This is a genomic window from Sphingomonas sp. CD22 (assembly GCF_034556155.1).
Taxonomy (GTDB): Bacteria; Pseudomonadota; Alphaproteobacteria; order Sphingomonadales; family Sphingomonadaceae; genus Sphingomonas.
This window is the reverse complement of sequence record NZ_JAYDYX010000017.1, coordinates 1-19,337: the sequence shown is the minus strand read 5'-3', so window position 1 is coordinate 19,337 and position 19,337 is coordinate 1. Positions and strand designations below refer to the sequence as shown.

General features: G+C 64.0%; 17 protein-coding genes and 1 riboswitch. Of the genes, 10 read left to right on the top strand and 7 right to left on the bottom strand.

From position 1 onward, the window contains the following. The first annotated feature begins 165 nt into the window (after positions 1 to 165). The 6 genes from SFC76_RS19410 to SFC76_RS19385 all read left to right on the top strand — a co-directional run bounded on the left by SFC76_RS19410 (position 166) and on the right by SFC76_RS19385 (position 7,721). Positions 166 to 1,074, top strand: a complete 909-nt coding sequence (locus tag SFC76_RS19410) for an ABC transporter ATP-binding protein (protein ID WP_322851065.1) — start codon at positions 166 to 168, stop codon at positions 1,072 to 1,074. Then, complete coding sequence (locus SFC76_RS19405; RefSeq protein WP_322851064.1) at positions 1,071 to 1,823, top strand: ABC transporter permease; 753 nt, start codon at positions 1,071 to 1,073, stop codon at positions 1,821 to 1,823. The genes SFC76_RS19410 and SFC76_RS19405 overlap by 4 nt, the downstream gene beginning before the upstream one ends. Further along, the gene (locus tag SFC76_RS19400; RefSeq protein ID WP_322851063.1) at positions 1,820 to 2,914 is read left to right on the top strand and encodes a sensor histidine kinase; all 1,095 of its coding nucleotides are present in this window, start codon (positions 1,820 to 1,822) and stop codon (positions 2,912 to 2,914) included. The genes SFC76_RS19405 and SFC76_RS19400 overlap by 4 nt, the downstream gene beginning before the upstream one ends. Next, complete coding sequence (locus SFC76_RS19395; protein WP_322851062.1) at positions 2,911 to 3,531, top strand: response regulator transcription factor; 621 nt, start codon at positions 2,911 to 2,913, stop codon at positions 3,529 to 3,531. Before SFC76_RS19400 ends, SFC76_RS19395 begins: the two co-directional genes overlap by 4 nt. A 165-nt stretch (positions 3,532 to 3,696) precedes the next feature. After that, positions 3,697 to 3,938, top strand: a riboswitch (cobalamin riboswitch). Positions 3,939 to 4,186: 248 nt separating this feature from the next. After that, positions 4,187 to 6,277, top strand: coding sequence for a TonB-dependent receptor (locus SFC76_RS19390; RefSeq protein ID WP_322851061.1), 2,091 nt, complete (start codon positions 4,187 to 4,189; stop codon positions 6,275 to 6,277). Beyond that, positions 6,264 to 7,721: a PepSY domain-containing protein gene (locus tag SFC76_RS19385; protein ID WP_322851060.1), complete on the top strand. Its 1,458-nt coding sequence runs from the start codon at positions 6,264 to 6,266 to the stop codon at positions 7,719 to 7,721. The genes SFC76_RS19390 and SFC76_RS19385 overlap by 14 nt, the downstream gene beginning before the upstream one ends. Before the next feature lie 171 nt (positions 7,722 to 7,892). Here the strand turns inward: SFC76_RS19385 and SFC76_RS19380 are convergent, their stop codons facing one another. The 3 genes from SFC76_RS19380 to SFC76_RS19370 all read right to left on the bottom strand — a co-directional run bounded on the left by SFC76_RS19380 (position 7,893) and on the right by SFC76_RS19370 (position 11,432). Further along, entirely contained in the window at positions 7,893 to 8,273 is a 381-nt protein-coding gene (locus SFC76_RS19380; RefSeq protein WP_322851059.1) for a hypothetical protein, read from the bottom strand. Between the two features lie 285 nt (positions 8,274 to 8,558). Continuing rightward, a complete protein-coding gene (locus tag SFC76_RS19375; RefSeq protein ID WP_322851058.1) occupies positions 8,559 to 9,803 on the bottom strand; it encodes an alpha/beta hydrolase-fold protein in 1,245 nt (414 codons plus the stop codon). Between the two features lie 636 nt (positions 9,804 to 10,439). Then, the gene (locus tag SFC76_RS19370) at positions 10,440 to 11,432 is read right to left on the bottom strand and encodes a glycoside hydrolase family 43 protein (protein WP_322851057.1); all 993 of its coding nucleotides are present in this window, start codon (positions 11,430 to 11,432) and stop codon (positions 10,440 to 10,442) included. A 253-nt stretch (positions 11,433 to 11,685) separates the two neighbouring features. Here SFC76_RS19370 and SFC76_RS19365 point away from each other — a divergent pair, with 253 nt between their 5' ends. Beyond that, positions 11,686 to 12,672, top strand: coding sequence for a GGDEF domain-containing protein (locus tag SFC76_RS19365; protein WP_322851056.1), 987 nt, complete (start codon positions 11,686 to 11,688; stop codon positions 12,670 to 12,672). A gap of 89 nt (positions 12,673 to 12,761) precedes the next feature. On the opposite strand, the gene SFC76_RS19360 is transcribed toward SFC76_RS19365, so the two are convergent. Further along, the gene (locus SFC76_RS19360) at positions 12,762 to 13,490 is read right to left on the bottom strand and encodes an SDR family oxidoreductase (RefSeq protein ID WP_322851055.1); all 729 of its coding nucleotides are present in this window, start codon (positions 13,488 to 13,490) and stop codon (positions 12,762 to 12,764) included. 129 nt (positions 13,491 to 13,619) lie between these two features. Here SFC76_RS19360 and SFC76_RS19355 point away from each other — a divergent pair, with 129 nt between their 5' ends. Next, positions 13,620 to 14,516 carry an AraC family transcriptional regulator gene (locus SFC76_RS19355; RefSeq protein ID WP_322851054.1) on the top strand — a complete coding sequence of 299 codons (897 nt, stop codon included), beginning with the start codon at positions 13,620 to 13,622 and terminating at the stop codon, positions 14,514 to 14,516. Positions 14,517 to 14,643: 127 nt separating this feature from the next. Here SFC76_RS19355 and SFC76_RS19350 read toward each other — a convergent pair whose 3' ends face one another. Further along, positions 14,644 to 15,531, bottom strand: coding sequence for a LysR family transcriptional regulator (locus tag SFC76_RS19350; RefSeq protein WP_322851053.1), 888 nt, complete (start codon positions 15,529 to 15,531; stop codon positions 14,644 to 14,646). A 95-nt stretch (positions 15,532 to 15,626) separates the two neighbouring features. Between SFC76_RS19350 and SFC76_RS19345 the strand changes: the two genes are divergently transcribed. Continuing rightward, positions 15,627 to 16,730: an aldo/keto reductase gene (locus SFC76_RS19345; RefSeq protein WP_322851052.1), complete on the top strand. Its 1,104-nt coding sequence runs from the start codon at positions 15,627 to 15,629 to the stop codon at positions 16,728 to 16,730. 128 nt (positions 16,731 to 16,858) lie between these two features. After that, positions 16,859 to 17,809: an NAD(P)/FAD-dependent oxidoreductase gene (locus tag SFC76_RS19340; protein ID WP_322851051.1), complete on the top strand. Its 951-nt coding sequence runs from the start codon at positions 16,859 to 16,861 to the stop codon at positions 17,807 to 17,809. A gap of 173 nt (positions 17,810 to 17,982) precedes the next feature. Here the strand turns inward: SFC76_RS19340 and SFC76_RS19335 are convergent, their stop codons facing one another. Further along, positions 17,983 to 18,282 carry a hypothetical protein gene (locus tag SFC76_RS19335; RefSeq protein WP_322851050.1) on the bottom strand — a complete coding sequence of 100 codons (300 nt, stop codon included), beginning with the start codon at positions 18,280 to 18,282 and terminating at the stop codon, positions 17,983 to 17,985. 123 nt (positions 18,283 to 18,405) lie between these two features. Further along, a complete protein-coding gene (locus SFC76_RS19330) occupies positions 18,406 to 19,122 on the bottom strand; it encodes an IS6 family transposase (protein WP_322851049.1) in 717 nt (238 codons plus the stop codon). Between the last annotated feature and the right edge of the window lie 215 nt (positions 19,123 to 19,337).

Genomic DNA, 19,337 nt, shown 5'->3' with positions numbered 1-19,337 from the left:
TCCGGTCATTCGACGCGGCTACGGCACGCCCCATCATCTGCCGTTCATTCAGCTTACCTCGGCGCCGTCACCCCTGACATTTGTCACCTCGCCAGCATGACGCTCGCCACTGCCGTTCCGCATTATCGAAGGTCATAGTCTGCGCAATCGATCAGGAGTGTGCAGATGAAACAGGATTTAGCGGCCGCAGCGTCGCTGACGGAAGTGTCGAAAAGCCTCGGCGGCAAGCCGGTGTTGCGTGAGCTAAGCCTCTCGATCAACGTCGGCGAAGTGACTGCGTTGCTCGGCCCGAACGGAGCGGGCAAGTCGACCACCGTCAGTCTGTTGATCGGACGACTGCAGCCCGATGCGGGCGAGGTGGCGCTGTATGGGCTCAAGCCCGACCGGCCGGCAGCGCGAGCGCGCCTTGGTGTCATGCTGCAGGCGGCAGGGTTACCTGACGTGATGACCGTCGCGGAGTTGGTGACGCTGCAGTCGGGCTACTACCGCGACCCGCGCCCGTTGGGCGAGACGCTGGCCCTCGCCGGGCTGGAGGACCTTGCCCTCCGCCGTTGCGGCACTCTGTCGGGTGGGCAAGCGCGGCGGGTGCAATATGCGCTCGCGGTCTGCGGCCGCCCGGACCTCCTCGTCCTTGACGAGCCGACCGCAGCGATGGACCGCGCGTCGGCGCGCGCGCTGTGGTCGACAGTACGCGACGCGGCGGCGGACGGCGCGGCGGTGCTGATGACGACCCATGACCTCGCCGAGGCGGACGCGCTCGCCGACCGCGTGGTGGTGATGGACGCCGGCCGCATCGTCGCCGACGACACGCCGGCGGCAATTCGCGCGCTGGCAGGCGGCGCCGTGGTCCGGTGCCGCAGCGCCATTACGACGACGCGTGCGGCGGCACTCCCCGGCGTACGGCAGGCGACAAGCGACGGGGCCGAACTGAGGCTCGTCACGACAGACGCCGCCGCGACCGTGCGCCGGTTGCTCGACGCAGACGCGAGCCTCTCCGACCTACGCGTGCATGATGCCGCGCTGGAGGACGCAATCGCCAGTTTGCTCTCCCGTGACGAAAGGATCGCCGCATGACCCACCTCGCCTTGCCTGCCGGCATCTGGCGCCGCGAGTGCGCGGCTGAATTGAAGCGGTCGTGGCGGCTGCCGCAGTTCCTGGTGCCGACCGTCCTGACCCCCGCCGCTTTCTACGGCCTGTTCACCCTCGCGATTTCCAAGCACGTCTCGCCGACGCAGGCCGTGGCGACATTGGCCGGCTATGGCGTGTTCGCGGCGATCGGGCCCGCGCTGTTCGGCTTCGGCGCGGGCGTTGCGATGGAGCGCGAACAGGGATTGATCGAGCTGAAGCGCATCTCACCCCTACCGGCCGGCGCCTATCTCGCAGCGAAGCTGACCGCCGCCATCGCAGCGACGGGCGCGGCCCTGTCGCTGATCTATCTGCTGGCGATCATCGCGGGCGCTGCGCTGTCGTCGACGCAGTGGATCTTGCTCGTCGCACTGCATCTCGCCTCCACCGTGCCGTTCGCGTTGATCGGCTTCGGCCTCGGCATGAGGATGAGCGGCAAGGGCGCCGTCGCCGCCGCCAATGCGCTGTTTCTCGGCTCGGCGGTACTGGGCGGGCTGTGGATTCCCTCGACGATGCTGCCCGGCTGGATGCAGGCTGTCGGCGAGGCGGTGCCCTCCTACCACCTCGGCCAGCTCGCGCTGGGCGTAGTAGGCATGCCGGTCATCGGCAGCGTCTGGTTGCATGGCGCAATCGTGGCCGGGATGACGGTCGTCGCGGCGATTTGGGCCTGGACCGGCTGGCGACGGAGCCCGGCTTGACGACGCACACGACAACGCGCGACCAAGGCGCAATGCAGACCAAGGCGGAGCGCTGGTGGGACGGGCCGTGGCCGTGGCTGATCTACCTCGTCTTCTACGCGGTGCCGTGGTTGTGGGCGTGGCCGACGGCCTGGCAGCTGGCCGCTTCGGTGGCGGGCTTTGCGGTCTTCCTGCCGACCTACTTCATCAGCCACCGGCTGTCGGGCAACCGTCTGCTCGTGGCCGCTGCCGTCATGCTACTCATCGGTGTGGTGCTCGCGCCGGTCGGCGGCGGCTGGACGGTATTCCCGATCTACGCCGCCTCCGAGGCCGGCCGGGTATCGCCGCCACGCCGAGCGATAATCGCCATCGCGCTGGTCGCGGGCGTCACGATTGCCACCGGCATGGCCTGGCACCAGCCGCCGTTCTGGTGGCTGACCGGGGTGATGATCGTGGTCGCTACCGGCGGCGCGACGATCTCCCGCACCGCCTTTTACGCGCGAACGCGAGCGCTGCTGGCCAGCCAGGAGGAGGTGCGGCGCCTCGCCGGCACCGCCGAGCGCGAGCGGATCACCCGCGATCTGCACGATGTCGTCGGCCGCACGCTGACGCTGGCGGCGCTCAAGGCCGATCTGGCCGCGAAGCTAGCGGCGCGTGATCCGGTTCGGGCGCAAGCCGAGATGCGCGCCGTCGCCGAGGTTGCGCGCGCAGGCCTGGCTGAGGTCCGCGCCGCGCTGGCCGGGCAGAACGGCAGCTCGCTGATCTACGAAATCGCCGCCTCGCGCGAGGCGTTGGGGGCAGCAGGCATTGATGCGCACCTGACGGGGGGCGAAGCCGCAATCCCCGGCGATGCCGGCGCGGTGCTGGCAATGACGCTGCGCGAGGCGGTGACCAACGTGATCCGCCATGCCGAGGCCAGTGCCTGCGCGATCGAACTGGCGCTGGATGGGCGGCTTGCCCGCCTCGTCGTCACCGACGACGGGATCGGCCGCAGCTTCCGCGAAGGGCTTGGGCTCGCCGGCATGCGCCAGCGCCTGACCGCGGCCGGCGGCTCGCTCAGCATCGTGGCGGACGCGCCCGGGACGCGGCTGATCGCGACGGTGCCGGCGTGAGCCACGCCGGGAAGATCAGGATCGTCGTCGCCGAGGATCAGGCGCTGGTGCTGGGCGCGATCGCAGCGCTGCTGGACCTCGAACCCGACATGACGGTGGTGGGTCGAGCAGCCAACGGCGTCGCAGCGGTGGAATGCGTGCGGGCGCTGTCGCCCGACATCCTGCTCACCGACATCGAGATGCCGGAGATGACCGGCATCGACGCGGCCCGGCTGCTGTTCGAGGCGGGGGTAACGACGCGAACCGTTATTGTGACTACGTTCGCACGACCCGGCTACTTGGCGCGCGCCCGCGCGGCGGGGGTGCGCGGCTACCTTCTCAAGGACAGTCCGGTCGAGCAGCTCGCCGACGCGATCCGGGAGGTGGCGCGCGGCGGCATTGTAGTGCCGCCCGACCTTGCCGCAGCAGCCTGGGACAGTGGCGCCGATCCGCTGACCCAGCGCGAGCGCGACACCCTGCGGCTCGCCGACGAAGGGCTGTCGAACAAGGAGATCGCGATCCGGCTTTCCCTCTCGCCGGGAACGGTGCGCAACTACCTTTCGGAGGGTGCCGCGAAGCTCGGCGCGTCGAATAGGATCGAGGCAGGACGAATTGCACGGCTGAATGGTTGGCTTTGACGACCCAATTCCGGTCGTTCTCGACGCATCTTTCGCTTCCCAACTTCCGACATTCGTTAATGGGCACCGACACTCCGTTTGGACTTTTGCGATCGTCGCGTCGACCAATTGCCGGATCGTCTTCGTCAGGATACACCGTCCCCGCTGACCTGCTCCGCTGGAGACGGTCGGCGTGATCGCGTCGGTGCCCCGAGAGGGGCTTAATAGGGAACGCGGTGAGGGTGGTTCGCCACCTGAAGCCGAGGCTGTCCCTGCAACTGTAAGCGGCGAGCGCGATGCATATCGCTTTTTCCTTCACAGGGAGGGGCAGCCACTGGGCCGGACGTTACGTCATAAAGGCCTGGGAAGGCCGTGCATCGTGTGATGACCCGTGAGCCAGGAGACCTGCCGGCGTCTGGTCGCTCTTGCCTGGCCCAGGGGGTGGCCGCGGCACGGTACTCCGTCGAGCGACGACGTGTGCGGTGGGGACCGCACAGGCATGCGTGCCGGTCGCGATGGCGTCCGGCTGGCGCGGATGTCGGCCGTTCGCGGGAGGTCCCTGCCGGGTTCGCTCGACGCCCCGGGGATTACCGTAATGCCGTTCCTGTCTTCTCGCCTCGCGTTTGCGGGCGCTTTGCTGTCACCTGTTGTCGCAGCACCGCTCAATGCGCAGTCTTTGCCTGCCTCCGACAATGAGGACATTCTGGTCGTCGGCCAGCAGGCGCGCGACACGCTCACCACGCCGAACGCGACCGGCAGCCGCCTGGGCCTCACGCCGCTCGAGACGCCCGCGACGATCTCGGTCATCGATGGCACCACGATCCGCGCACGTGGAGACCTATCGGTGATCGACGCGACAAGCCGTGCGCCGGGCATCAGCAACGCCGGCAACCCCGGCAACGGTGGCACCGCGCTCGCCGCGCGGGGCTTCAGCGGTCAGGGATCCGTGCTCCAACTCATCGACGGCATCAGGCTGTTCCCGGCTGCCGGCACGATCACCTTTCCGACCGATCCGTGGATGGTCGAGCGGATCGACATCCTGAGCGGTCCGGCCTCGGTGCTTTACGGCCAAGGCGCGCTGGGCGGCGCGGTCAATGTCCTGATGCGCAAACCCGATACGCAGCGGACGCACGTGGAGAGCGAGATCGGCTATGGTTCGCAGGACAGCTTCCATGTCGCGGCGGGCGCAGGCGGGCCGATCACCGAGCGCATCTCCTATCGCATCGATGGCAGCTATCGCCGGTCCGACGGCTATGTCGATCGTGGCCAGTCGCGCAGCCATGCCGTCTCCGGGACGCTGCGCTGGGCACCGACCGACACGCTCGTCGTCACCGCGCGCGACGATTATGGCGACCAGAAGCCGATGCGCTATTTCGGTTCGCCGCTGATCGGCGGACGGCTCGACGACCGCATCCGGGAACGCAACTACAACACGCGCGACGGCTTCATCCGCTACCGCGACAACCGCACCAGCCTGCAGGTCGACTGGACGCCGAACGACATGGTCACCGTCAGCAACCAGGCCTATCGCCTCACTTCCAAACGCTCCTGGCTCAATCTCGAAACCTATTGCTGGATCGCCGCGGACGGCGTCTGTTCCAACGGCAGCGGCAACACCGGCACACCCGGTCTTATCCTGCGCACCGACATGACCGGCATCGTCCACGACCAGACGCAGTGGGGCGATCAGGGCAGCGTGACGCTCAAAACGGGCATCGCCGATGGCGTCAGCAACGACCTTGTGATGGGCTTCGACGTCAACCTCATCAAACTGACCTATTCGCACAATTTCGGGTCTGACCCGCAGGTCTCGGAGGTCGATCCCTTCGCGTTCGATCCCGGTCTGATCATCGACACACAGGGCATCGCACCGCGCTATCGCACGCGCACGACCGAATATGCGGTCTTTGCCGAGGACCGGCTGAAGCTCGGCACGCACGTCTCGATCGTCGGTGGCGTGCGCTACGAGCGTGACACGATCCGCCGCTGGTCGATCGACTATCCGGGCGGCGTCAGTACCGAGACCTTCGCGCTCGACAAGCGGCTGCACAATCTGACCTGGCGGGTGGGGAGCGTTTATCAGCCGATCCCGACGGTGTCGCTCTATGCGCAATATGCCACCGGCGTGGACCCGCTGGGGACGCTGACGACCTATTCGACCGGGCAGGTGCAGTTCAGCAACGCGGTGGGCGACCAGGTCGAGGTCGGCGCCAAGGCGGTGTTCCTCGACGGTCGCGGCACCGCCACCCTCGCCGCCTATCGCATCGTCAAGAAGCGCCTGCTGGCGCAGCTGACCCCGACGAGCCCGGTCGAGCAGGTAGGCCAGCGATCGGCCAAGGGTATCGAGGCCGCGGTATCGCTCGATCTGCCTTACGGCGTCGAGATCGATGCAAACGGCAGCGTGCTCAACGCGACGTTCGACGACTTCGTCTCTGGCGGCTCGAGCTTCGACGGCAATACCCCGCCAGACGTCCCCGAGACGCTTGCCAATCTCTGGCTGCGTTGGAACGCAACGCGCTCGCTCCAGGCGCGCGCCGGGCTGCGCTACGTCGGACGTCGTTATTCGGACAACGCCAATAGCTTCCGCGTCCCCAGCTACACCACGGTCGATGCCACGCTTTCCTTTGCGGTGACACCACGCCTCGCGGTCGATATCCACGGCTATAACCTGTTCGACCGGGACTATGCGCTCAGCACGTACAATAACCAGCAGTGGGTCCTTGGCCGTCCCCGCTCGGTCGACGTCTCGCTTCGTGCGAGCTTTTAACGCCCTCAGGCGGCCGGCCCTTGGTAAAACTGCCCGGCGCTGGCTGTACCTCGTTCATCGCTGGATCGGCATCGCCAGTTGCCTGTTCTTCGCCATGTGGTTTCTGTCCGGGCTGGTGATGCTCTACGTGCCCTATCCCTCCCTCTCGCCAGCGCAGAAGCTGTCTGGGAGCGAGGCGATCGACTGGGCAGCAGTGAACGTGCCGCCCCCGCTAGACGGCGGACGGCTACCGCAGGAACTGTTGCTCGAGATGCGCGACGGCACGCCTGTTTGGCGCGTGACCGGGTGGGATGGAACGCACACCACTCTTGCCGCCAGTCGCGGTACCGTCCTGCGACCAGTCGATGCTATTTATGCCGGTCGGGTCGCTGGCCGCTTTGGCAACGCACCGACCCAGCACGTAGAACGGCTGACCCGGGATCAGTGGACGGTTGCTGGCGGCTTCGATCGGCACCGTCCCCTTTGGAAGGTTGCGCTTGCCGACGCGTCCGGCACGGAGGCTTATGTGTCTTCGAATACTGGCGCCGTCGTTCAAGTGACCACCCGTCGCGAGCGGTTCTGGAACTGGCTCGGCTCGGTGCCGCACTGGCTCTATCCGACGGTTCTACGACAGGATCAAACGGCCTGGCGTCAGGTCGTGCTGTGGGTGTCTGGTCCCTGCATCGCCGCGGCGGTCGCGGGGATGTGGATTGGCATACTGCGGACCCGCATCGGCGCACGGCGCTTCAAAGGTGGGCGAATGACGCCCTACAACGGCTGGATGCTCTGGCATCATGTCGCGGGGCTGGTGGGTGGTCTATTCTTGATCGCCTGGATCTTCAGCGGATGGCTGTCGGTCGATCCCGGCCATCTGTTTCGCGGGACGAAGCCAGACGAGGCGGCTATGCGGATCTATCAGGCATCTGATCCGATGCCGGACCTAGCACTCGACCGGCTCCGCATAGCAGGCGAGGGTGCGGTGATAGCGCAGTTGACTGACCATGCGGGAACCCCCCTCGTCCTGCTGTCCTATCACGACGGGCGGCGAGTAGTGTTGAATGCGGTCACACTCGCGCCATCCCAAGCTACAGAGGTGGCGATCGTGAGGGCCGCACGCCAACTGGAGAGTGCTGCGCCGCTACTCTCGGTCGATCGCCTGACGGCGCCCGATGCATATTGGTATGCGGTCGGAACGCGCCCGCATCTGCCGGTTTTGCAGCTGCGGTTCGCCGATCCGGCACAGACTTGGCTCTATATCGATCCCGCTACTGGAGAGGTTCTTCGGACGGTCGATGAGCGGCAGCGGACGTACCGCTGGGTATTCGATCTCCTCCATAAATGGGATCTGAACACACTGACGCTGCATCGCCCGGCCTGGGATGGTCTGATCTGGCTGTTCTCCATCGCCGGTGTGTTGACGTCGATAAGCGGTATCTGGCTGGGATGGAAACGACTTATACGCTGACTGGGCGGACCCAATACCGGCCATTCAGCCTCGCTGGAGCACACCTCAACTTCCGTCATTCGTTCATCTGACAGGCGCGGCAGCTACAGACAGCGAAGCGATCGGTCGCCGGGTTGGGATGTAGTAGCTGTGTGGGGTTTGTCAGAACTGAGCTGCCATTACAGAGATGCCCTACTCGGCCTTGGGCACAGTACCGCTCTTAAACTCGATACGAATTGCGACGAACGGCGCTGATCCACGGTTTTTAACGGCATGCAATCCTTCCGAGTCGCCTCTTACGGTCTGCGACTTAGCAAAAGCAGGCGCATCAAAGCGCTCCGTTTCGACCGGCTTTCCGTTGATCAGCTTGTAGGTGATGTAAGTGATTGGTTGCGGCTGTTCGAAATACATCACGCTCGGCCAACGGTGATCATGAACGGGTTCGGTCACGCCGGGCGCCACCTCGACACGCAATACGCGAATCTTTTCATCCTCTAGCAGGACGCGGTGACTATTTGGCGCCGCTACAACTGCGTCGAAGCTCGCAGGAGCAACCTGGATCGCGAGCAGCAATATACCAAGCATTTCGTTCCCCACTTCTTTCACGTCAGACTGTCATCGATCCGACGCCGGAGCAACCTGAAAGAGAGCAATTCGCAACGAACCACAATCGGCCATTCAAGAACGGCTTCTTCCATTCCCAGTTTCTGCCATTCGTTCATCTCGGAAGTGGCAGGCGTGCAGCGACCACTCAGGATGACTGGGCGGCAGGAATGGGAGGGAGCGGATCGGCAGCTTCTGGAGGCGATGAATGGTAGGGGTCATTGCTCAAGGCAAGCGGTATACGCAACGGGAGCGTTACCGCTTTCTCTTGAACTGCTCTGATCCTGGGCGGGCAACAGCATACATCTCCCAGGCGATGTCGGCAGTTAGCGCATCACTGTCGCTGCCTTTTGCATAAAGGTCGAAGTGCCCACGGCCGGGTACGAAGGTGAAACTTGATCGGGCGCCTGATTGGTCAAGCACGGCTTTCAGGCGGCGCGCGGGTGCATCAAGGTAGAAGGTGTCAGAACCGCCGACTACGACGTGGATCTTGCCGTCCAAATCGTTTCGCAGCGTTGCCGAGTCACGTGGTAGCCGATTGGAAATGTCGTAGTTTGAGCGCCAGTACGCTGCCACTGTGGGATCGATCGCACCAGTTACGCGGTCAAATAGCGGCATCGGGCGTCCATCTTGTCCGCGCGGCGAGAACACCCACTCGAATGAGGCAAACTGCCCGCCGTAACTTCCGAGAACTGTTTCCAACCGCGCAAATTGCGCATTCGTGGCGATAACCTTACCTCCCTCGCGGAAGGCTGGCACTTCCGCGCCGTCCCGTCGGTAAAAGTTGGCACTTGGAGCGTAGAGATCCACGTTGCCGAAGTCGTGGAAGTCGCTTGGGTCAGGCGAAGTCGCCCATACGCCGCCAAAGGTAGCCGGATAGCGCGTCTGCAGCCATAATCCGGCCCATCCTCCTGACGAATGGCCGGTGAGGAATCGCGACCCTGATCGGCCATCCATCCGGTACTGCCCTTCAAGCCAAGGTAGGAACTCGGCCGTTAGCGCCGTTCCCCAAGGACCGTTGTTGACGGAATCGGCGAACTCGTGCGTTCCAGTCGCGCTACTTTCATCAAGCACTACCCAGATCATCGGGGGCAGCTTACCCGATGCCATTCCAATCTGCGCGAAAGCGGCGTCGGCGCTAGCACTCAGCATGGAGCTGCCAAAGCCGCCGATCTTGAACACCGTCGGGTAGGTCACTGCATCGCGGCCATAGCCCGGCGGCAAGGCGACATAACCTTGGATGCTGATCGGCTGACCCCAAAATTTGGTCAAGGCAGGGCTGATGAACTCCACCTTCCGCACTGCCGCAAGGCCGGCCCCCAAGCGTTTGCGCAAGTCCGGTGGCAACTGAGCAAGAAGCTGCTCGGGCGTCTTCTGCGGCAGCTCGTCGCTGAGCGTAAGTCGGGGGCAAGCACTGGGCATGTCGGCTTCGACGACTGGCGAGATGAAGTCGCCCGCTCCGCGGCCACGATAGTTGTAGTTGTGATTGCGATCGAGCACCGCCTGAAATCTGTAGCGACCGGGAGGCATGGACGTGAACGCATTCGGGTAAGTGTCAGTCTCCAAGTCCACGGATGCTGTCTCGCCCGCTCCCAAGCCAGCGACTTCGCGACCGGCGACGTATGCTCGAGTGGGAGCAAAGGCCGAAGTATCAACTTTAGACGCGTTGGTACCGGGGGCAGCCGGTTCGGCGAACACCAGCAATCGTCCCGTATGCGACCCTACCAAAGACGGGGCTATATCTATGTGGATTGCGGTGCAGGTCGGGGGCGAGGCTTTCGCCGCCACGGCAGGAGATCCGAGGAGTACCGTCAAGACCATCCAAAATGTCGGAACATTGCGCACAGGCAGTCTCCAGTTACCTGCCTATTGACTACACGCGTAGTCGAAAGCGGGCAAGCTACAATCCGGTTGCTCACCCCACCGGATGGTGGAGTCTGACATGTATCGGCGTCCACCTTTTGGGAGCGAGTATTTTGCAAACAACGCCGACTTTGAGCACGCGCCATCCGGCAACTTCCGGCTAGGGAGACCCATGAGGCGACATTGAGCGGCCTTCGACGCTACCCAGAAGCGGACGGCCGTTCAGGTCACCTACCGGGGGCTCATCCATGCATTCAGGATGGAGGCGCCTGATCAGCCGGCGGACCGGATCGCTTGGATGACCTTTGGATCGACGCGCTTGACGGTCCCGTGCCTCGCGCCTTCGGGGAAGCGAACCTTGGCCGTCATGTCGGTCCAGTGGTTGAAGTCGTTCGTGAAGGCGCCGCCGAAATGCTTCTGCTCGTAGACGTCATAGTAGACGAGATAGCCCTCCCCCATCCGGACGCCCGTCGGCCCTTCGGTCATCGTTGTGGTGAAGTGCGGTGACGGCGGCCCGAACGGGCCCGTCGGCGACGCAGCGGTGCTGCTGACCAGCCAGCGGTGAGTCTCCCCTGCCACGTGCGTCTCGTCCTTGTAGACGAGCTGCAGGCGTCCGTGGCCGAGATCGACCCAGGTGAAATCGATTGCATCGAAGCCGGGATCGAACAGGAGACGAGTGGGTGCGAAGCTGCGGAAGTCGCGCGTCGTGGTAAAGTAGGGGCGGCTGTTGAGCCCATCAAAGCCCTTCGCCGCCGTCGCGCCGAAGCGGCCGGCGATGCTGCTCGACCACATGATCACCCAATGACGCGCGCGCGCATCCCAAATAACCTCGGGCGCCCAGGTGTTCCGGACGCCCTTAAATGCCTCCATCACCGGGATCCCCTGCTGCGCTGACCACCGAACCAGATCCGGCGAGGTCGCATGGCCGATGGTCGAGTTGAACCAGCCGCTGGTCCAGACCAGATGCCACAGGCCGTCCGGCCCCTGTGCAACGCAGGGATCACGCATGAGGCGATCGGGCCCGACCGTCGGCACGAGGAAACCGCGGCCGTTGCCGAGTGGCGTGAACACATAGCCGTCTTCGCTGGCGGCGAGCTTCAACCCTGCGCGTCCTTCGTCGGCATCGGTGAAATAGCTGAGCAGATAGGCGGCGCCGTCGTCGTCCGGGCGAGCGGGCGCGGCCCCCGCCCCCGTTGGGAGAAGCGGCGATGCACCGATGGCCAGCAGTCCCGCCGTCAAAGACCTTCTCGTCGGATGCCAATCCATTGTCGTCCTCTCGCCACGCTCGTTGTCGTGGCGCGATCGATGGCCCGGACGCCGCCAAGTCACAAGCACCAACCGCTCGGCCGTCGGACGGTCGCCACCTCGCCGGGCCGCGCCCGACGTCACGCCGCGCGCCGGATAGTAGGACAGGACCGCACGGATGGGCTACCGGCTGGAACGCGGTTGCTCCGCAAGATGCAACCCGTCGTTTACCCGTTTGCGATAAACCCATTTTGGTGCAGTGGGTAGGACACGGATGCTTGAGACTAAAAATAGCGGGAGGGGGCAACCTGCTGCTGCATCTACAGATTACGGCATCGGCGCGCGAACGCTTTCGTTTTTGCACGAGCAACGCCTCGAGCCGACGCCAGCAAACTACTCGCTTGGCTATATCTATCTTACCGAACGCAAATCGCTGGCGGCTCGCGCGGTCGATTTAATCTTGATCGGTGGTGAACGCCTCGACCAGAAGAGGGCGCACCAGATCACTGCTGACCATGTTCGCGCCGGATCCGCAGATGGGCCTGATCAGCAAAGTGCGATCCGTCATCAGACACTCCAGCTGTCTGAAATCGCGGCAGGCGCAACCGCGATCACCGGAAAGTTCAATCGCGACCTTAGCAGCGGCCTTACTGCGCTGGACGAAGGTGCTGACATCACTGCAATTGTCCGATCCATGGTTGAGCGATCGCGGGAATCCGAAGCTGCTCTCGCTTCAGCGTCACGACAGATCGAGACGTTGCGGCGGGAGGTCGAAACCGCGAAGGGTGACGCAGCACGGGATGCTTTGACCGGCCTCCATAACCGGCGCGGTGTCGAAGTGGAGGTCCGAGCTCTACCAGCGCGTGCAGACTCATCGTTGGTCATTTGCGACATAGACCATTTCAAATCGATCAATGATCGCTACGGCCATGTCGTTGGCGACCGCGTCCTGAAACTCGTCGCATCCTCGCTTGCGAAAAGCTGCCACCCGCATCTCGTCGCCCGCTGGGGCGGCGAGGAGTTCATCATCTTGCTGAACGGCCTGTCTCCGAAGGACGCTGCCATGATTGTCGACAAAGCGCGCCTCGATCTTAGTGAGCGTGACGTCCGCCTCCGAGCCACTGATAAGCCGATGGGCGCGATTACCTTCTCGGCTGGGGTTGCCGCGCTTAATGCTCGTCCGTTCGACGACGCCGTTAGCGAAGCCGATGCCTTGCTGTACCAAGCGAAGGCTGCGGGGCGAAATCGTGTATCTGTTTGACCCAGAAACCGTCATTTGAGCGGTGCCGAGCATCAACCAAAAGCGGGCGCTTGTTCATTCGCACGAACAAGCGCCCGCGTGCGCGGTGGCTACCAGGCGACCACGCCTGCATCATCGTAGAACCCGCCGGTCGGGCCGTCGTCGGCCAGCGAGGCAAGGCGGACAGCGATGGCGGCACCCTGCTCCGCGGTGCGAGGGCCGGTGTGTTGATTAAGATCGGTTGCCGTGTAGCCGGGACAGGCGGCATTAACTTTGAAGCCGAGCGGCGCCAGTTCCTTGGCGAAAGCCACCGTCACGGCGTTCAGAGCGGATTTCGAGCTGTTGTAGCCGAGCAGGTTCGCCTCGTGCGCCATCGGCGCGTCGAAGTCCGACGCCCACGCCAGTGAGCCCAGACTGCTGGACATCATGACAATCCGCGGGGCGGCAGAGACTTTCAGCAGAGGCAAAAAGGCCTGTGTCGCCCGGATCGCGCCAAACACGTTCACATCGTAGATCGCCCGCACATCCGAGATCCGGTCGTCGCTCGGCGCAACCCAGCCCGTCGATATGCCGGAATTGTTGACGAGCACGTCGAGCTTCTCCGTCGCGCCCGCCAGCGCTTCGGCAGCCGCTCCGACGCTGACGTCGTCGGCGACATCGATCGTCAGCAAGCGGATGTCGAGACCTTCGTCACGCAGAATGTCTGCCGCCGCTTCGCCACGCCGTTGGTCGCGGCTGCCCAGCCAGACGGTGTAGTCGAGCCTGCCGAGCCCTCGCGCGATTTCCAGTCCAATACCCTTGTTCGCTCCCGTCACCAGGGCCGTTCGCTTGTTCGTCATAGTCATTCCTCCAGAAGGTGACCTTGAGATGGGATGCCGCTGGCGTGCGGCATGCGTGATCCGCGCGAGAGCTTGCCTGATCCGATCAGTCACCTTGTCTTGAGCGACGGACCGACACACGTTGTCTGCATGGACGAAATGTTGGACAGGCTGTGCACCATCGTCGATCGGCATGCCGCCGGTCGCTACCAGCCCAGTGCACTGCCACGCGTGGCGCTCTACAAGGACGGCGCCGCGCCGCAGCCAGTCGCAGGCGTCTACCAGCCGATGACGGCGCTGATCGTCAGCGGCGCCAAGGAGATTGCGATCGGCGACCGCCGCCTCCGCTATGACCCAGCCAGCTACTTCATCGCCACGGTCGAACTGCCAGCCTCGGGCTGCGTCAAGCTGGATCTGCCGGATCAACGCTATCTGGCGGTCAGCCTCGACCTCGACAGCGAGCGACTGGCGTCGGTGCTGACGGACGTCGAAACGGAGCTTCCCTCAGCCGAGCCAGCCTTCGCCGTCAATCCGGTCACAGCCGATCTGCTCGACGCGTGGCTACGGCTCCTTCGCCTATTGGACACGCCGCAAGATATCGCCGCGCTGGCGCCGCTATACGAACGCGAGATCCTGTACCGACTGGTGCAAGGCCCCCAGGGATCCATCGTCCGCCAGATCGCACGGGCGGACAGCCGCCTCTCGCAGGTGCGCCGCGCGATCGCGATGATCCGCGATCGGTTCGATCAGCCGATCCGCAGCGAATCCTTGGCGGAGGCGGCAGGCATGAGCCCTGCCTCGTTCCATCGCCACTTTCGTACCGCCACTGCGATGAGCCCGTTGCAATACCAGAAAAGCCTGCGACTTCAGGAAGCCCGCCGGCTGATCGTCGCAGGGCGAGACGTCGCCGCTGCAGGCTATGCCGTCGGCTACGAGAGCGCATCGCAATTCAGCCGTGAGTACGCCCGGCTGTTTGGCTTAGCGCCCTCGCGTGACGTTAAGGCACAGAAGCCGAGTATCGCTAGCGAGGGCACACGAGCGGCCTAGACTATTGGACCCATACCCGGCCATTCAGTCCAGCCAGAGCGCATCCCAACTTCGACCATCCGTTCAGCTGACACGCGCAGCGTCGCACATGAAAACCGGCCTCGATCCTGTCGAGGCCCGCTTGCGATTACACGCGCATTGCCGCCACGAAGGCCTGGAAGGCGGCAGTCGGTTGACGTCGGCTGGGATAGTAGAGGTGGTTGGGCGGCAGCGTGGGTGCCCAGCGTGCCAGCACTTCGACCAGCGTACAGTCGGCCAGTTGCAGCGCGGCATGTGGTAACGGCAGGCAAGCCACCCCCAACCCTGCCACTGCGGCGTCGCGCATAACGTCGATATCGTTGGTGATGAAGTCGCCGCGGACTGTCCTTTCCACCGTCCGGCCATCCCGCTCGAATTCCCAGCGGTGTACGACGCCAGAGGACGTGTATCGGTAACACAGACAACGATGGGCGAAGAGGTCGTCGGGATCGACGGGAGCCGGGTGATCGGCGAGGTAGGCCGGGGCGGCAACGAAGACGAGCGGCACCGGCGCGCTGATCCGGACTGATATCATGTCGGCCTGCAGCGTTTGCTCATGTCGGACGCCGCAATCGAAGCGGTCGGCGACGATGTCGACGAAGCCATCGTCGACCACCAGTTCGACGGCGATGTCGGGATAGGCGCGCGCAAACTCGGCGAGCCGCGGCAGGATGGCGTAGATGGCCGCAACCCGGTGCGCACTGACCCGGATACGCCCCGCGGGCCGTTCGCGGGCGTTGTCCAGGTCAACCAGCGCGCTCGCGACCGAGGCGATCGCGGGCCGCAACCGCGCCAGTAGTTCCTCGCCGGCGGGCGTCGGCGCCAGCGAGCGGGTGGTACGATCGAGCAACCGAACACCCAGTTTCGTCTCAAGTGATCGCATTGCATGGCTCAAAGCGGAGGCGGACAGCCCAAGCCGCGTCGCCGCCCGCGCGAAGCTGCCAGCCTCGACGATCGTTTCGAATACCGCGAGACCGGACCAGAGATCACGATCCATTCCTGAACATCCTTCAGCAACCCATGCGCCGCAGATGACCTAATCCTGGTGCCGTCCTGCGTCCATCTGGAGACCACAGAATGCAGGATGCTATCATGAACCTCGATACCTATCGCCCGCTCGGCCGCTCCGGCCTTCTCGTCAGCCCGCTGGCGCTCGGCACGATGACCTTCGGCACGCCGCGATGGGGGCTGGACGAGAGCGGCAGCCGCGCAGTGTTCGATCGATACACCGATCTCGGCGGCAATTTCATTGATACCGCCGACGTCTATGCAGGCGGGCGATCGGAAGAGATGGTCGGCACGTTCGTCGCCACGCAGGCGTCGCGGGATCGGCTGGTCATCGCGACGAAATCCGGGTTTGCGACCGGCCGGGGCTATCATGCTGGCGGCAATGGCGCGCGTCACATCTTGGCGTCTGTTGAAGGGTCGCTCCGCCGACTCCGTACGGACTTCATCGACCTGTACTGGGTGCACGTCTGGGACGGCGTCACGCCGGCCGAGGAACTGTTGCGGACGATGGCCGCCCTCGTCGCAGCGGGCAAAATTCGCTATTGGGGCATATCCAACACCCCGGCCTGGTACGTCGCCCAACTCACGACGCTAGCGCGGGTACAGGGCGATCCGGCACCGATCGGGCTGCAGTATTTTTATTCGCTGGTCGATCGTGGGGTCGAAGCCGAGCACCTGCCGCTCGCGCGATCGGCGGGCATGGGTCTCGTGCCTTGGAGCCCCCTCGCCTATGGCCTGCTCACCGGCAAATACGACCGTACGACCGTCGAGGCGGGTCCGAAGCGTGCGGGCGGCGTCCCCAACCAGGCCCGGCAGGACGACACGGCGCGGCCCCTCGACGACAAACGGCTCGATGGCGACAATCCGTTCGGCGACACGCTGTTCACCGAGCGCAACTGGCGGATCCTCGACGTACTGAAGCGCGTCGCTGCGGAGATGGGCGAGACGTCAGCGCGCGTCGCGCTGTCTTGGGTGGTCAGGCAGCCCGGCGTCGCATCGACGCTGATGGGCGTGAGCCGGGCGGAGCAGGTGACCGACAATGTCGCCGCGCTCAGCCTCAACCTGCCTCCGGATCACCGTACCGCACTCGATGAGGTGAGCGGTGACAACCTACCGTTTCTCTACGGCCTGTTCGCCCCTGCCGCGCGCAACCAGGTCGTTTTCGGCGGCAGGGATGTTCGAAGCTAAAACGTCATTCTGGAGCCGGCGGTCTGAGACGAAATCCGCCCCCGATCGGCTCCAATCACCAGGCACCGCGTTTGAAGCTGTCCGGTCGACTGCGTGTTCGTTTGCCGCACACCGGTAAGGGAGTATTGATGCGAGTCGGAATCATCGGGGCGGGAATGGCGGGCCTGTCCTGCGCGCAAGCGCTCCGCCGCCAAGGTCACAATGTCATCGTGTTTGACAAGGGCCGCGGTCCCGGCGGCCGTATGTCGACCCGCCGCATCGACACGCCGCTGGGTGAAGCTGCATTCGATCACGGCGCGCAATATCTGACGGCGCGCGACCCTGCTTTTGTGGCGCAGGTCGATCACTGGGTGCAAGAGGGCCATGTTGCGCGCTGGCCTCCCGCCGGCCCAAATGCTTGGGTCGGGACGCCGGCGATGAACGCGCCCATCCGCGCGATGGCGAGCGACTGCGACGTTCGTTGGAATACGGCCATCGACACCCTGTCCCACGACGGTGAATGGCGGATAGGTGACGAACGGTTCGATGCGGCGGTCGTCGCTGTACCGGCGGAACAGGTCGCGCCGTTAGTCGCCACCCACGACGTCGCACTGGCCAATGCAGCCCGTTCTGCAGTTTCCGATCCGTGCTGGACGGTCATGGCAGCGTTCGACGGCCCCACGCCGATCGATTGCGATCGGCTTACGGATATCGGCATCATCGGATCCGCTGTTCGAAACTCGGCCAAGCCAGGGCGGATCGGACCGGAGGCCTGGGTGCTGCAAGCCAGTGCCGAATGGTCGCGTGCGCATCTCGAGGATGATTTGGACATGGTCGAACGTACGCTTCTTGCAGCGTTCGCGGACCACATTGGCGTCGGGTCGCCGGCCGTCATCGCTACCAGCGCTCACCGCTGGCGGTATGCGAAGGTCGGCGCGCTGCACCGAGGTGCGATCTGGAACTCGGATATCCAACTTGGCGCCTGCGGCGACTGGCTCCTCGGACCGCGGATTGAAGCCGCTTGGCTCTCAGGGCAGCAACTCGCAGCGTTCATGAGACAAACAGATTGGATTGTCTCCGAACAGAAGCTCTTACGCTGAGACCCAGTTCCGGACTTGCAGAGGCAAGTCCAGCCTTCTGATAAGTGGTCGTTCGTTCACCTTTGTCATGCGACCGCTAACGAGGAAGACAGATCGTGCGATTAATAAGCTCGGGCAGCAGGGCGAAGCGTCCCGACGGCAGCTGCCCGATAGCTGATGCGCGCTGACCGATATCAAGTTTCTCGGTGGACTGCTGCACCGGTCACGCTTCGCGTAATTGCGGCCAAGAGGCCCGGAACGTCTTGCACCGGTGTGATGACTTCGAGGAGCACCATGCCCACTGCCTCACGTGCTTCATTTAGCCTGGCAGCCAACTCGTCGCCGGTCGCTGCGCGCAGACATAGCGAGCGCCGCTCGTCACCCAGTGCTTGGGGCAGAAGCTGCCAGTTCCAGGTCGCAATGTCGTTATAGGACTGCTCTGCCCCGTGAATAGCGCGCTCGACGGTGTAGCCATCATTGTTGACGAGGATCATGATTGTACGCGCTTCCATACGCAGGATCGTGCCGATCTCCTGTGCACTGAGAAGCGCCGAGGGAGCTGTCAGTTTAATGCGGACGCGTCTCGGCAGGTTGAAGGTAGTCTTTGAGGGCAAGCCTCAGCTGACAAGCGTCTGCCACTCCGCCAGTGCGGCGGAGCGTCGCTTTCGATAGGTCTGTCTGTCGATGAGGTGTCGTTCCAGGCTAAAGTGGTTGTGGACGTTGGCGTGGACAGAGGCGAACTTCTGCAGCGTCTTCATCTGCCGGAACCTCAGCATCGCTCGCTCTCGTCGTCGGAACGCCAGGTGGCTGTTCTCGACCCGGTTGTTGGCCCAGCGACCCACCTCCTGACGATCACGGCAGCCCAGCTCATTCATCGCCGCGCCGTAGCTGCGCAGACCATCGGTGGTGATCTTATCTGGCGAACCATGACGCTTCAGCGCCTTCCTCATGAAGGTCAGCGCTGCCGCCTTGTCACGGGATTTAGTGACGTAGCTTTCCAGCACCTCGCCTTCATGATTGACCGCTCTCCACAGGTAGACCATCTCGCCATTCAGCTTCACGTACATCTCGTCCAGATGCCAACGCCAATGGCGAAAGCTACGCATTCGGCTCACCCGCTGTTGGCGGATATCGCTGGCGAAGAGTGGTCCAAACCTGTTCCACCAAAGGCGCACTGTCTCGTGGCAGATGTCGATCCCCCGCTCGAACAGCAGGTCCTCTACGTTCCGTAGCGACAACGGGAAGCGCACGTACATCAGAACCACCAACCGGATCACCTCAGGTGACGAGTTGAAGTAGCGAAACGGGCTGGCGGGCTTGCGCGGGCGGGGCATGCCGCTGCCCTACCCGATTTCGATCACCAGCCAGTGCATTTGGTTTGACGGTGCCCCCAAAACCTGTTCCCGATTGCTCTTTCCCGAAATGGCCTGTCGGAGACGGAGAAACGGGAAAGATCGCGCATTACGAATGGCCGTTGTCAGGAACCCGGATCGCCAGCCTGAACGTCCGAGTGTGGGCGTAAGGCACCCTGTCCTACAGATTCCGGCCA

Bases quoted from the DNA above. Each gene is read 5' to 3' on its own strand.
- SFC76_RS19410 (WP_322851065.1), top strand. From the start codon at position 166: ATGAAACAGGATTTAGCGGCCGCAGCGTCGCTGACGGAAGTGTCGAAA.
- SFC76_RS19405 (WP_322851064.1), top strand. From the start codon at position 1,071: ATGACCCACCTCGCCTTGCCTGCCGGCATCTGGCGCCGCGAGTGCGCG.
- SFC76_RS19370 (WP_322851057.1), bottom strand. From the start codon at position 11,432: ATGGATTGGCATCCGACGAGAAGGTCTTTGACGGCGGGACTGCTGGCC.
- SFC76_RS19365 (WP_322851056.1), top strand. From the start codon at position 11,686: ATGCTTGAGACTAAAAATAGCGGGAGGGGGCAACCTGCTGCTGCATCT.
- SFC76_RS19360 (WP_322851055.1), bottom strand. From the start codon at position 13,490: ATGACGAACAAGCGAACGGCCCTGGTGACGGGAGCGAACAAGGGTATT.
- SFC76_RS19355 (WP_322851054.1), top strand. From the start codon at position 13,620: ATGGACGAAATGTTGGACAGGCTGTGCACCATCGTCGATCGGCATGCC.
- SFC76_RS19350 (WP_322851053.1), bottom strand. From the start codon at position 15,531: ATGGATCGTGATCTCTGGTCCGGTCTCGCGGTATTCGAAACGATCGTC.
- SFC76_RS19345 (WP_322851052.1), top strand. From the start codon at position 15,627: ATGAACCTCGATACCTATCGCCCGCTCGGCCGCTCCGGCCTTCTCGTC.
- SFC76_RS19340 (WP_322851051.1), top strand. From the start codon at position 16,859: ATGCGAGTCGGAATCATCGGGGCGGGAATGGCGGGCCTGTCCTGCGCG.
- SFC76_RS19335 (WP_322851050.1), bottom strand. From the start codon at position 18,282: ATGATCCTCGTCAACAATGATGGCTACACCGTCGAGCGCGCTATTCAC.
- SFC76_RS19330 (WP_322851049.1), bottom strand. From the start codon at position 19,122: ATGCCCCGCCCGCGCAAGCCCGCCAGCCCGTTTCGCTACTTCAACTCG.